11 protein-coding genes are annotated in these 13,865 nt (G+C 39.0%); 6 read left to right on the top strand and 5 right to left on the bottom strand.

Annotated elements, in window-relative coordinates:
• Window positions 1-36: 36 nt before the first annotated feature.
• On the bottom strand, window positions 37-870 hold the full coding sequence (locus IQ264_RS00165) for an O-methyltransferase (protein WP_193977398.1): 834 nt from the start codon (window positions 868-870) through the stop codon (window positions 37-39).
• Window positions 867-2,102: a sedoheptulose 7-phosphate cyclase gene (locus tag IQ264_RS00160; RefSeq protein ID WP_193977396.1), complete on the bottom strand. Its 1,236-nt coding sequence runs from the start codon at window positions 2,100-2,102 to the stop codon at window positions 867-869. The genes IQ264_RS00165 and IQ264_RS00160 overlap by 4 nt, the downstream gene beginning before the upstream one ends.
• A 649-nt stretch (window positions 2,103-2,751) precedes the next feature.
• On the opposite strand from IQ264_RS00160, the gene IQ264_RS00155 reads away from it, so the two are divergent.
• Window positions 2,752-3,570: a beta-1,6-N-acetylglucosaminyltransferase gene (locus IQ264_RS00155; protein ID WP_193977394.1), complete on the top strand. Its 819-nt coding sequence runs from the start codon at window positions 2,752-2,754 to the stop codon at window positions 3,568-3,570.
• Between the two features lie 85 nt (window positions 3,571-3,655).
• On the opposite strand, the gene IQ264_RS00150 is transcribed toward IQ264_RS00155, so the two are convergent.
• Window positions 3,656-4,459: a phytanoyl-CoA dioxygenase family protein gene (locus IQ264_RS00150; protein WP_193977392.1), complete on the bottom strand. Its 804-nt coding sequence runs from the start codon at window positions 4,457-4,459 to the stop codon at window positions 3,656-3,658.
• Window positions 4,460-4,580: 121 nt separating this feature from the next.
• The gene (locus tag IQ264_RS00145; protein ID WP_193977390.1) at window positions 4,581-7,223 is read right to left on the bottom strand and encodes a DUF3536 domain-containing protein; all 2,643 of its coding nucleotides are present in this window, start codon (window positions 7,221-7,223) and stop codon (window positions 4,581-4,583) included.
• Window positions 7,224-7,662: 439 nt separating this feature from the next.
• Between IQ264_RS00145 and cax the strand changes: the two genes are divergently transcribed.
• The 5 genes from cax (at window position 7,663) to IQ264_RS00120 (ending at window position 10,895) form a co-directional block, all read left to right on the top strand.
• Window positions 7,663-8,790 carry a calcium/proton exchanger gene (cax, locus tag IQ264_RS00140; protein ID WP_193977388.1) on the top strand — a complete coding sequence of 376 codons (1,128 nt, stop codon included), beginning with the start codon at window positions 7,663-7,665 and terminating at the stop codon, window positions 8,788-8,790.
• 253 nt (window positions 8,791-9,043) lie between these two features.
• Window positions 9,044-9,307: a peptidoglycan-binding domain-containing protein gene (locus tag IQ264_RS00135; RefSeq protein ID WP_193977386.1), complete on the top strand. Its 264-nt coding sequence runs from the start codon at window positions 9,044-9,046 to the stop codon at window positions 9,305-9,307.
• Window positions 9,308-9,532: 225 nt separating this feature from the next.
• Window positions 9,533-9,790 carry a peptidoglycan-binding domain-containing protein gene (locus IQ264_RS00130; RefSeq protein ID WP_193977384.1) on the top strand — a complete coding sequence of 86 codons (258 nt, stop codon included), beginning with the start codon at window positions 9,533-9,535 and terminating at the stop codon, window positions 9,788-9,790.
• A 226-nt stretch (window positions 9,791-10,016) separates the two neighbouring features.
• Window positions 10,017-10,463 (top strand): peptidoglycan-binding domain-containing protein, encoded by a 447-nt coding sequence (locus tag IQ264_RS00125; RefSeq protein WP_193977382.1) that lies wholly within the window; start codon window positions 10,017-10,019, stop codon window positions 10,461-10,463.
• Window positions 10,464-10,685: 222 nt separating this feature from the next.
• Window positions 10,686-10,895 (top strand): peptidoglycan-binding domain-containing protein, encoded by a 210-nt coding sequence (locus tag IQ264_RS00120; protein ID WP_193977380.1) that lies wholly within the window; start codon window positions 10,686-10,688, stop codon window positions 10,893-10,895.
• Window positions 10,896-11,276: 381 nt separating this feature from the next.
• Here the strand turns inward: IQ264_RS00120 and IQ264_RS00115 are convergent, their stop codons facing one another.
• Complete coding sequence (locus IQ264_RS00115; protein ID WP_193977378.1) at window positions 11,277-13,697, bottom strand: sucrose synthase; 2,421 nt, start codon at window positions 13,695-13,697, stop codon at window positions 11,277-11,279.
• Window positions 13,698-13,865: the final 168 nt, after the last annotated feature.

Here is a 13,865-nt window from a genome sequence, read left to right as displayed (position 1 = left end):
CCGATCGATCTTTCCCCAATACCCAGTCCCCAGTCCCTAAACTCGCCTAATAATAGTTAAACCGTCTCGCAAAGGTAGCAAAACTTGTTCAACTCTGGGATCTTGGGCAACAATGTGGTTAAATTGTGCGATCGCTTCTCCATTAGGACTACGTTTTTCCGCAGGTAAATAAGGTTCCCCTTGAAGCAACGTATTATCAACACAAATAAACCCATTTTCTGCCAACAAACCCTTATCTAGCAGCAGTTTGAAATAATCCACATATTCCTTTTTATCGGCATCAATAAACACCAAATCAAAGGATTCTCCTACTGCGGCTAATTTTTCCAAAGTTTGTAAAGCTGGGGCGACTTCCACAGAAATTTTACTGCCGTGAGGTGATTCTTGAAAGCAACTTTTGGCGAAATTAGCTACATATTCATCAACTTCACAAGCAATAACTCGCCCATTTTCTGGTAATGCTTCCGCCATTGCTAGCGCCGAATATCCGGTAAACATTCCAATTTCTAAAATGTTTTTTGCGCCAGTCATATAGACAAACATCTTTAAAGTTTGTCCTTCAATATGTCCCGAAAGCATTTCCTGTTCTAACTGTCGCACAGTGGCGCGATCGCTAAAGTGTTTACTCCAAGGTTCTTCGCGTGTCTGTTTCGCCAACTGCGCCAAAGCAGGAGATTCTTGGGTCGTCACTTCTTCTAAATACGGATCGATGCCAGCGGCTAGTTGATATGCTTGTTGCAGAGCGTTGTTAATTTCAGTGGGAATCGTCGCTGTTTCAGCCATTTTGACGATTTTTTCCAGCTTTTCTACCAAAATGCCTAAAGGTGTGACAGGTCTTGCTCGATCGCCTTTCAATAAACTATCACTCATCCCCGACTCCCGATCAATTCCGGTTCTTCAGTTTGCACATAAGCGTCAACACCTGCACCTGCGCGAGGATAAGTAGCGCAAATCTGCTTGTGATCTGCTACTGCTGCTTCTAGTTCTTCGCGAGTCAAGTCGTTGACAAAGAAACAAGTACCGATCGGTTTTGGCATAGCGGCGCGTAGTTGACCATCCCTAGTTAAACTAATAGACTCAGTAGCACGCCATAACAGATCGATTTCCAGCAGGGGATGATCCAGTGCTAAACCCAAACTACTCATGAGTTGGAGAATGCGATCGCGTTCCCCAGTCGTAATATAACCCCGATTCGCTGCAATTGTTGCCGATAACGCCATATCAATATTAACAGCATGACCGTGATACAAAGGGATGCGAGGCGTTAATTCTAAAGTCGGACTCCAAGTATGTCCGTAAGCAATCACTCGGTCTAAATCTAACTCATGCAAGTTGGAAACTTCCAATTCCAGCATTTGTTTAATTGCCAGATGATTAATTTTTTGACCGATTTCTTGCAGTTCGGAATTGTCACCAAGATAGCCGAAATGACTATGCAACAATTTTTCGCCATACTTCTCCAACAATTCAAAAACTTCTGCTTGAGAAACAACAGCAATTTTCACTAATTCTGCCATGCCGTTGCGAACTTGAGCCGTTGGCAAAGTCTCCAAAAATGAGAAATCCAGGATTACTTTTTGGGAGGCATGGTAAGCACCCAAGCGGTTTTTTAGTTTCCTATGATTCACTGCTACTTTTATCGCTACACTCGCATCAATTAACCCAATCAAAGTAGTTGGAATGCGAATATAATTACTGCTGCGACGATAAACCGCACAAGCTAAACCTGCAACATCAGTAATTAAACCACCACCAATTACTAAAACTGGTTCTTTACGCAGTAAGCCAAATTCTGCGAAAGCATCGATAATTTTCTCCATCGTTATCAGATTTTTTTCTAGTTCTGGGATGGAGAGCGAAAATACAGTTAAATCGATGTTGTAGTGTTGGAAATAGGATTGAATTTTTTGTCCATCCAATCGATTTACATTGGCATCTACAACTGCTAGGCAACGTCCAAATTTTTGGTAACTGTCTGCAATTTCAGAGTTTTGTGAATCGAAAACTCCATTTACATAAACGAGACTGTACTCAATCTTTTCGTAACTTGCCACATGAAATGCACTATCAGTTACTTCGAGTTTGGTTTCGACGATACTCATGATTGCTATTTTTATAAGAAAGATTTTGCGATGCCAATTAAGACAGCAACAAGCTGCTGCTGTTCACTCTCAAACGACGCTTTCTCTTACTTTATAACATTAAAATAACTTTTTTAAATAGCCTTAAGAGGGATTTTATATATCTTTAAATGAGTATGTATTAATAATATGTTAAGTAATGTTACTTATTGACAAAGCCTATTTTTTTGTCTAAGTTAAGGTAGACATATTGTATCTATTCAAAACTGTTACACTTTCTAGTAAGCAAGATAACAATTAATTTATTGTTAATAAATAACAATTAAGTTTCTGATGAAAGTTCGTTGTGACGACTTCAGTCGTTTACCCCCTATTGTTACTAACTGAGTTACCCAAAAATTGATATCAACTTTGAGTTTTTCAGCTAAGCTAATTAAAGGACGCATTCGGGTTAATTCCCAACCGGGCGATCGCTGTTCCCCGCATCTAAAACTAATTTAATTAATATGGCTTATTGACATAAAATCAGCTTTTTGTTAAAAAAAATCAGTGTGATGCGGAATGTTCACTAAAATAAATGTCTAATTTTCCTCAAAATTCGATCGGGTTTGTTTTACTAACTCATAATAAACCTCTACAAATATACAGGCTGATAAATACGTTAAATAGGATGTTTAATTATCCGTTAATTGTTTGTCATCATGATTTTGCTAAATGCGATCTATCTGTAGATACTCTGTCAAAAAATGTCTTATTTGTCCGACCTCACGTAAAGACTGAATGGGGAGCTTTTTCGCTTGTAGAAGCTACAGTACAAGCACTTAAACTAATGTACGAGGCAGCAGATGCACCGGATTGGTTTGTATTACTGAGTGGCGCAGATTATCCAATTAAAACTGCAAAGCAAATATTAGACGATTTGACTACAAATTCTTATGATGCTTATATTCAATATGAGCAAATTACTTATGAAATTTATAAGTCTGACTTAGAACCTAATATGTTATGGCTAAAAAATTCATATCAACGATACTGTACAAAGTCGTTGGCTTTCAATTTTTCCAAAAAATACTTGACGCATCTAAATTTAGAAATATGCTTAGAACATCCGCTATTAACAAAACCTTTCCTTCCTTTTTCCAAAAAACTTGCTTGTTTCAGTGGAAGTCAATGGTTTTGTGCCAATAGTAAAGCTGCTAAGTACATTATCGATTTTCACAGTCATAAAAATGTGTTAACCGAGTACTATAAAACGCTGAAATACACAGACGAATCATATTTTCAGACTATACTTGCTAACGCACCTCACTTGAAACTAAAAAACGATCGTTTGCGCTATATTGATTGGTCTAGTGGAGGTTGTCATCCCAAGACATTACTCATAGAAGACTTGCCAAAATTGCTGGCATCATCTGCTCATTTTGCTCGGAAATTTGACCTTAATATAGATAACAATGTTCTTGATGAACTTGATAGGATTACATCCTAAGTAGTATATGCAATACCTAAATGTTTGCTACGAATGCTCGCAATAACCGAGTTTTAATTTCTGTAACGACTTGTAAAATGCTTAACTAGCGACGCAGTTCAACTCTTGGAAAAATATCACAGTCGATCGGTTCACCATCTTTTTTAGTTTTAAATGAATTAAATTCTGGTAGATCGATTCGATCGAGATTAATAAAAGGCCAAGCATTGGGGCGATTATAGTAAGTAACATCATCGCCTGTCCAATTAGTTACCACTGCACGTCTTGAATTAGAAGATACATTGGTTACTGAATGATGAATAGTCAAAAAATGATGAACCAAGCAATCTCCAGGCTCCATATCCCAGGAGAGAATTTCGTGAGGTTCTGGCTCCATAAACCATGAGGGGTTCGATCCTTCACAGAGCTCTTTGTTCCATAAATGTGAGGATTTGATGTACTCTAATCGACCATTTTCTTGGTTGGCTTTATCTAAAGCCAACCAAATTTTACAACACTGCCAACCTTGTATCGGCCAGTAAGGTAGGTCATTGTGCCAACCAACACGGCTAGTAGCCTTCGGCTGTTTCACAAAGAAGCCGTCAGTCAAAAAGTTGAGTTTTTCTGATTGCAAAACTTGAGCAGCAAGGGCTGCCAGAGGAGATTCAAAAGCTAAAGCACGGAAATCAGTATCAACCAGCCATAAACTACTAGTATGCTCTACACGGCCTTCTGGTCTTGGCACACCTTTCTTTTCCAAAGGGCCAGCAATTAATACATTCTTGTCAACCGCTGTTCGCATCCGTTCCACCCAGATGTCATCCAAAACATTTTTGACGCAAATAACGCCGTCTCGCGCAAAAGCTTCTACTTGTTCGGGGCTGATTTTGTGGGTGTTTAACTTTAGCATTCGATACTTTCTCCAGTTGGCTCTACTGTAGTTTTAGAGATAATCCAAAACTATCATCTAGCTTCCTTGAAGTTCCCGATCTCCGACTTCTTCTAAAAGTCGGAGATCTAGATTCCCCAAATTAAAGTAACTGACTTACCCAAAAGTCGATGTCAACTTTGAGTTTTTCAGCTAAGCGAATTAATGGACGCATTTGGGTTAATTCCCAAGCAGGAGATCGGTCGCCTTTTCCCCCATCCAAAACCGCGCTTACCGGAACTAAGTTAGGCATAATTTGCTTCGACAAAGCATTAGCAAAGATTTCCTGTGCCCGGTCTAAAGACAAGCCAAGATTCAGCCGATAGCTAACATCAACCATGCGTTCTAAACGATGAATCTCTGCTTCCATTGTGGTGGGATTAGCATCATGTAACAGATGCCAAAGCGATCGCAAAATCAACCGTTCCATCATTTGCTTACCTTCGCGGATTTTCAGCTGACAACCCATACTGTTAGCTTCGATCGCAACTGCTTCCAACTCGCCTATTTCTGCTAATCCCACTAATGGATCGTCAAAAGTTGAATCGCTGATTACTTGTTCTAGCGATCGCATTGTCACAATCGCCCGATTACTCAAAGCAATTTCCGCTGCTACTTGTAACTCTTGCGGTACTTGCAACTCATCCCGATGAAATGCCCGCAATACACCAAAATTATCCCGATAAACTTGGGTATAAAGTTGATCCAACCGCACCAAAGTTTCTTGCGTTAATAAACGCATAATCCGATGGCGTTCTTCAGCAAACAAATTCTCTAAATTAAAGTTTTGATCGCCAAACAATTTAACCATTGCTAAAATTACTTGTGCCGCACTTGCCTGTTGCAAAACATCAAATAATTGCTCTTTCATTTGCGTATAAGTGCGACGGGTAGTAAATCGCTTAATACAACAGTGGAAATCCCAACCGCCTAAATGCAACACTGCAAAGGTTAAATCCGCACTTTCCCAAGTAATTTCTGACACCAATTGCAATCGACCTACTGCTAAAGTTAACGGCCCCATGCGTTGCAATTGGTAATCTACTTGATTAGCGGTGTAACAATAGACGCGATGTTCGGGTTGATAAGTGGTAAACAGAGAAGAAATGGCATAATGTGCAGCGACTTGTTGGAAGTTAACCTGTGCAGAAACTACTAACTGACGGTAAACTTCATCGCCGTTGCGGAAAGTATCGACGTTGCTGGAGGCGAGGGCGAGACGATCGACAAACTCTTTTTCTAAATGTACACCTGCCACTTCTCCAGCTAATTCTAAGGCGCGGGAAGCATAGCGGAGAATTTGCACACCTTCGGGGCGAGAGATTTCTTCAAAAAACCAACCGCAACTGGTGTACATTAGCAAAGCATGACGCTGCATTTCTAACAAACGCAAAGCATCAATTCTTTCTGCGGATTGAAGTTTTCGCGATTGATGTCTAATTAAGAAATGTTCGACATTAGCAGCAGATCGATCGCGAATCACCTTAATATACTCATCCCTAGCTTGCCAAGGATCGAGGAAATACTTCCGTCCCACTTCCTCGTAAACTTCAATCAAGCGATCGCGTAACCAATCTAACGCATCCCGCAAAGGTCGCCGCCATTTTTGGTGCCATCCGCCACCACCACCACAACCGCAGTCTTCTTGCCAGCGATCGACCCCGTGACTACAACTCCAAGCAGTCACAGGTTTTAGTTCCACTTCCCAAGCGGGGGGATTCAAGCTTAAATAATGGGCGAAGTTGGTAACTTGCCAACCCCGACTGGCAAACTCGCTGGTAAAAGCATAAGCTAGACATTTTTCTGTGCCATGCTTGTGATGTCCAAAAGTTTCGCCATCGGTAGCAGCAGAAATTAATTGGGCGGGACGACGATCCCCTTGGATTGCCATGCCGATTCGTCCCGCTAAGTTATGGGAACTATTGAGCACATCATTAAAGCCCATATCTCTGGAGATTGGGCCGTCGTAGAAGAAAATATCGATAAATTTGTCAGTTCCGGGCAGAAAACAACGGTAAGGTCGGGTGGGATCGATTTGTGCCCCTCCCACTTCTAACCACTCTGATTCCGGTTGTTCGGCTGTGGGTAAAGGTCGGCAACGTTGGGCTTGGGAAGGTGCCAAAATTAAGAAGCGAATGCCCTCAGCAATTACCGCTTCTAAGGTAGCATAATCTACGGCGGTTTCCGCTAACCACATTCCTTCGGGATCGCGGTTAAAGCGGGAACGGAAGTCTTCTTTGCCCCAGCGAATTTGGGTGTATTTGTCCCTAGTGTTCGCCAAAGGCATGATGATGTGGTTGTAAACTTGGGCGATCGCATTTCCATGTCCGTTTAGGCGATCGCAACTTTTCCGGTCTGCTTCTAAAATTCTTTGGTAAACTTCTAAATCATATTTTTCTAACCATGACATGAGTGTAGGCCCAATATTAAAACTCATGTATTCATAGTTATTAATGATCCCCACTAGTTCTCCCTTGTCATTTAATACCCTTGCGAAGGCATTGGGACGATAGCACTCGTGGTGAATTCGTTCATTCCAATCATGAAAAGGTGATGCACTTGGTTGTCTTTCGATCGCATCCAAATAAGGATTTTCCCTTGGTGGCTGATAGAAATGTCCGTGAACCGTGACAAAAACTCCGGTAATTTGTTGGGGATCGATCCCCGATTGATTATCAGTTGTTAATGCCGTGATGTTATCAGTTTTCCCAGTGAGGGAAGTTGGTAAATCTGCGAAAGCAGTCATAAGTACTAAGTCCAATTTGAAAGGTTAAACAGCTTGTCAAACCGCCTTGGGATTGGCTTTTCGCCTTTCAGGTCGGTATTTTTTGGCTATAGCTGGGGATCAAAGACTAATAGATAGTTGACGTAATCCGTAGCGATCGAGAACCTTACTACATACGATCTTTTACTTTGGAAATAAAAGCATGACACCGAGGGTAGGTATTTTCTTTTATCTTTCTCGATTAAAACCTAAAATTTAGAATTGTTCCACAATAATTAATGAAAATTAACTACAATTAAAAATTTAAATTAAGAATTCCCAAATTTAGTAAATAAAATAAATAATTTTTTACTATTACCGCTACGCTTTACATCCAAAGAAGGATTTTATTAGCTGCTTTAGTTTTATACTTTTCTAACCTTGTGCATAATACGTAATGAACCAAAACACGGAAAACTAAATGTTGAGTAAAGATAAAATTTTCCTAGCCCTTTTAATTTTCATCCCGATTTCCATTGCCGCACACTTCCTTCATTGGGGTGAAACTGTAATATTCATCACCTCAGCTTTAGCAATTTTGCCCTTGGCAGCTTGGATGGGAACTGCCACAGAAGAAATTGCCGTAGTTCTTGGCCCTTCCTTGGGGGGGTTGTTAAATGCTACTTTTGGTAATGCTACGGAACTAATTATCGGCTTGGTGGCGCTGAAGGCTGGAATTATTGATGTGGTGAAAGCCAGCATTACAGGTTCAATTATTGGAAACTTGCTTTTAGTCATGGGGCTTTCCATGCTTTTAGGAGGGTTACGTTACAAAGAGCAAGAATTTCAGCCGATAGTTGCTCGTGTTAACGCTTCTTCTATGAATTTAGCTGTAATTGCCATGTTATTGCCCACAATGGTAAATTACACCTCCCCAGGAATTTCTGAAGCTACAATGCAAACTCTTTCTAGCGCAGTGGCGATCGTCTTAATCATAGTTTACGGATTGACTTTGCTGTTTTCTATGCGTACCCACTCTTATCTCTACGATGCAGGTGTAGCAGATGTAGAGTCCGAAGAGTTAGAAGCATTAGCCGAATCAAATCTTGCTGATGAAGAATCAGGTGGTAAAGTAAACTTACCTTTATGGATTGGCATACTATTAGCTTGCACTTTGATGGTAGCAGTGGAATCAGAACTTTTAGTTGATTCTTTGGAAGTAGCAACCGAAAGTTTAGGATTAACAGCTTTGTTCACTGGTGTAATCATTGTTCCCATTGTTGGTAACGCTGCGGAACACGCTACAGCTGTTACTGTGGCAATGAAAAATAAAATGGATCTTTCCGTTTCCGTTGCCGTAGGTTCAAGTTTACAAATTGCTTTGTTTGTCGCACCTGTATTAGTTTTAGCTGGTTTTATATTGGGTCAACCAATGGATTTAGATTTTAATCCATTTGAGTTAGTAGCTGTAGCTGTAGCTGTGTTAATTGCTAATTCCATTAGTTCGGATGGGCGATCGAACTGGTTGGAAGGAACTTTACTATTAGCAGCTTACACAGTTTTAGGCATAGCTTTCTACTTCCATCCCGTAATTGAAGGCATCGGTTAACCCTCTGTTGTAATCGTCTGTTGTAACGACTTCAGTCGTTTATTTTCTCAAGAGAACGACTGAAGTCGTCACAACGAACTAGAAAACGTTTGTTGTAACGAATATCGCTTTGGTTTCGTGTAGGAATTTGAGTCAATATTCTGTTAGTAACTGAGAATTTTCAAGTTTACCCTAACGGGGTACTGCATATTTACCCCCAGAATAATTACTTTAGAAATGTAGAAACAAACATTCAATTTCTAGAGTAAACAAAATGCAAACCACTAACGAAACAACAACAATCAATATCTCCTTGCCTGTTTTAAAAATTGGTACTTCTGGTGAAGCAGTGCGCTTTTTACAGCAAGTCCTGATTGCTCTTGGATATCAGATTTCCTTTGATGCAGTCTTCGGAACTGAAACTCAAAAAGTTGTCAAAAACTTCCAAGCAGAGGGTGATTTGGCAGATGATGGTATAGTTGGACCAAAAACTTGGCGTGCTTTAGGCGAAGCTATTTTAAAACTCACCTGCTGCTAATTTATTCTTTTGAGTTACTTTCGATTAATCGATTCCTTAACTAGATAACAAGAAAAAATAGCGATCGCTCTCCAACTGCTAGCGATCGCTATTTTTTTATCTCAAGTAATTAAGGATTTAAATTAGCTAAATAGATAAATTACCCTAGCGGGTACTGCATATTTTGCTCCAGAATAATTACTTTGGAAATGTAGAAACAAACATTCAATTTCTGGAGTCAAAAAAATGGAATCCACTACGCAAGCTACAACAATCAATATGCCCGTTTTGCAAAAGGGTACTTCTGGTGAAGCAGTGCGCTTTTTACAGCAAGTTCTGATTGCTATTAAATATCAGAAGGATCACTTCGATGCCCAGTTCAATGCTGAGACTGAATCTGCTGTCAAAAACTTCCAAAAAGCTCACGGTTTGAAAGTTGATGGTATCGTTGGGCCAAAAACTTGGCGTGCTTTAGGCGATGCTATTTTAAAACTCGCTTACTGATAATTCATCCCTTTGGGTTACTTTCGATTAATCGATTTATTAATTAGATAAGACTTGAAAATGGCGATCGCTCTTCTTGAAGAGAGATCGCTGTTTTTTATCTAAATTAATCAATGGTTTGAATTAGCTAAATAGGTAAATTACACTAGTGGGTACTGCATATTTCAATAGGGGAAAGTTACTTTAGAGATGTAGACACAAACATTTAATCTTTGGAGTCAATAAAATGCAAGTTCAATGTGAATGTTCTTTACCAACTTTGAGTAAAGGTAGCAAAGGTGATGATGTTAAATTCCTCCAAGAAATCCTCAATTCTTATGGTTATTCCTTAAAGGTTGACGGAGATTTTGGCAAACTTACTGAAGCTGCGGTTAAGAAATTTCAACAGAGTCGCGATTTAACAGTAGACGGAATTGTTGGCGAGAAAACTTGGAATGCTTTGCTTCCTGACGAGCCAAGTAAATACCCAATATTACGTCGTGATAGCACAGGTTATTATGTGACTTTGTTGCAAGATCGCCTAAATGTAATCGGTTATCCTTTGAAGATCGATGGCATCTTTGGAGAAAAAACAGAAGCAGCTGTAAAAATGTTCCAAAAAGCTCAAGGTTTGGTAGTTGATGGAATTGTCGGAAAATATACTTGGAGTGAACTCTACGCGATCGATTATTAATTTTCACTAATTAATCCCGATTGTTATCAGTAATTCTAAGTTATTTTCGATTAGTTCATAACCAACAATAGCGATCGCTCTTAAAGGGAGATATCGCTATTTTTTTATTTAAAGCTATTAATAGTTTTTAGGTAAACTACCCTTGGGGGTACTGCATATTTTACTCCATAAGAGTTAATTTAGAAATGTAGAAACAAACATTCAATTTCTGGAGTAAATAAAATGCCATCTAGACCAGTTATCAGTTCAGGCAGCAAAGGCAACGATGTAAAATACTTACAACAACTCCTCAATAAAAAAGGTTACTCTTTAAAAGTTGACGGAGATTTTGGGCCACATACTGTAGCAGCAGTTAAGCAATTTCAAAAGAGTCACGGTTTAGCAGTAGACGGAGTTGTTGGGCCAAAAACTTGGAATGCTTTGCTTTCTTAGTAAGCCAGTTTTTTCCCAACTTTAAGTCATGGTAGCAGAGATTATTATGTTACTTTCTGGCAAGAACGTTGGAATATATTTGATTATCCTGTGACGAGCGATGACATCTTTGGGCAAAAACGGAAGCTACTGTTAAAAACTTCCAAAAATATTGAAATTTGCTAATTGATGGAATTGTCAGTTCAAAAGATTGAAAGGCACTAAATCAAATTGATTTTAATTATTGATCGCCCTTTTGGGTAAGTCAACATTAATCAATCACAGGTTAATTTGTAATTGTTGAAATACAGTTCTTGCTGTATTTGGGAAACATCAACATACTGTGTCAAGGTTACTGTTCATTTAGCGATCGCTTCGCTGTCCACCTAGCGATCGCTATTTTTATGAGTGATTATGTTGTTCTAACAAACGTTGTGCTCTTGGTTTATAAAGCAGATAGAACAAAGATTCTAAATATCGTAACAAATCTTCTCGGTTTTCCTGAGAAGTAAAGTTCCAAAAGCCATAAATCCGCGCCAAAGATAACAATTTGTTAGTGTGTATTTTCCAAGTGTAGGTGCTATAAACCCGTTCTATTCCTCGCTGAGAAATTTCCTCCCAATACCTTGAGTTTTGATCGCAATTAGAGATAAACTCCATAATTTTCTCTGCGGTTTCTTCTAAGTTGGTTGGGTTAATATAAAACCCGTTTACTTTGTCTTGAATAATTTCTAATGGCCCACCAAATTGAGTTGCAAAAGTTGGTAATCCCGAAATCATTGCTTCTAAGATAGTTAAACCGAAAGCTTCAAACAAAGCAGGTTGAACAAAAATGCCTTGGCGATCGGCAATTATCCGATAAATTTCTCCTGAATCATTCTTCGGTAAACGCACACCTAACCAACGAATTTTACCGTAGAGATTGTGTTCTTCAATAATGCGGTAAAGCTTTTCAATTTCGTCTTTTTCCTCATTATCGTCCGAATCTTCAACCTGCAATTTACCTGCAATTAAAATGAGGTTATAACGTTCTTGTAAAGCTTGACTTTTGCCAAAGCATTCTGCTAAACCAGTCATATTTTTAATTCGGTCAAGACGCGCCATTGAAAACAACGGACGCTTGCTAGGATCGTCCAATTTGCCAAAAATATGTTCGGGGTCTTCTTGAATGAATAACATTTGTTCTAGTCGGTCGCGATCGCTAGGAATTCTTTCTTCTTCAAGGTTATAAGGTAAATAAACATTTTCATTCACCCCAGGCGGTACTACATTAAATTTTGGACTAAACAATTCAATGCCATTCACCACATGATAAAGTTCGGGCATCGTGAAACATTTGTAAGACTCATACTGTCCCACACTATCCGGTGTCCCCACAATTTCTTGATAAGTGCTACTGATGATGAAATTCGCAGCATTCATAGCAATTAAATCAGCAGTAAATTGCAAAGAAAAATGATATTTATCGTCTGATTCTTGCCAGTAAAGATTGCTAAATAAATACTTAGATTTTTCCAAAGCATGAGCAATATTACATTGAGTGACTTTCAACCGTCTGGACAACAAGAAAGCTACTAAATTACCATCTGAATAGTTACCGACAATAAAATCTGGTCGTCCTTGAAACTCTGCCAAAAGTTCTCTTTCTGCATCTATAGCGTAAGTTTCTAAATAAGGCCAAATTTCAAATCGCGAAATCCAATTGTGAGTAATATTCGGGTTATATTCCCGGAAAGGTACGCGCAAAATCCAAGCGTTTTCTGTCCCGTGAACTTTCTCCAAACGTTGATTAGAACGAGTGCCATCACTATTAGGAATTAAGCGGGTGAGAATAATTACTTTTGATTGCACACCCAAAACATCTAATCCGGTTAATGATATATGTTCTTGTAAATCTTGTTCTAAACTTTTTGCTTGGTCAAGCACATAAACTACCTGTCCTCCTGTGTCTGGACGACCTAAAACGCCTTCTTGTCCAAACCATCCGTGAGGCGAAACTAAAACCACACGAAAAATCATGGGAATGCGAGAAATAAATGCTTCCAAAGTTTGCGGATCTGGAGAATCAATTAATTCATCAAGCAAGGACAAAGTTTCTCGCACTCTATTAGCTGTATTTCCCCAACCTGGTTCAAATCCCATTGCTTGTAATTCATAGCGGAATTGTTCGTAGGGTTCATTGGTTGGACGATTACTAACAAATTTTAATCCTTGCTTGACGCGATCGGAAAGTTCTTGCTGGGATTTAATGCGATCGTTAATTAGTAGTTGTAAATTATTGTAGGAATGTAAGCTGAGAAATTTATATAAAGCTTCTAACCATTTTTGCGAATCTTGCAATAATTTACTAGAAAGGAAACGGTTTAGGAATTGTACTCCTTTGCCGATATTTTTCGGATCGCGAATTGTGGGAGAATAGTCGTAAAAAGGGCCGAAATCAATTTCAAATATGTCCCCTTCATTGGGATGAAAATGGTTAACCAGTAAGTCTCGTACATCCAGCAATTCCTGTACGGTCAGGGGTTGAATTTTAAAATCTTCTGTGAGTCGATAAACTTCTTGGGAGGCAATTTTGGGACGAATTATTAAGCAAAGGCTACCATCTTCAATAATAATCTCTTGAGTATAATATATCAGTTTACCAAAATTTGAGTGTTCTTGAAATTCCGAAGATTTTTGGTAATTAATGCAGTAATTAACAAAACTATTCAGAATATCATTGCGGAGTAAATATCGTTTTTCTTGATGACGCAAATCGCTGATAAAATGCCGTAAATCAGTTTTTTCTTCACTATTAATTACCGCATGGAGTAGATCGGACATAGTACCTTCCTTTAACTTACTTCTTTTATTAAGCCACATATTGTTACGGGCAATTCATGTATCGTAAGTATGATTAATGTTGAAAGAAAGTTAAGGGTAAAAGCATTCAAGTCACAATTTATAAGCTTAAACGTAAATTTTTTAACCGAATGCTGATACCACTCAACT

The organism is [Phormidium] sp. LEGE 05292, assembly GCF_015207735.1.
Classification (GTDB): Bacteria; Cyanobacteriota; Cyanobacteriia; order Cyanobacteriales; family Aerosakkonemataceae; genus Floridanema.
Note: the sequence above shows the minus strand (reverse complement) of the source record. Positions and strands in the feature narration are given on the sequence as shown.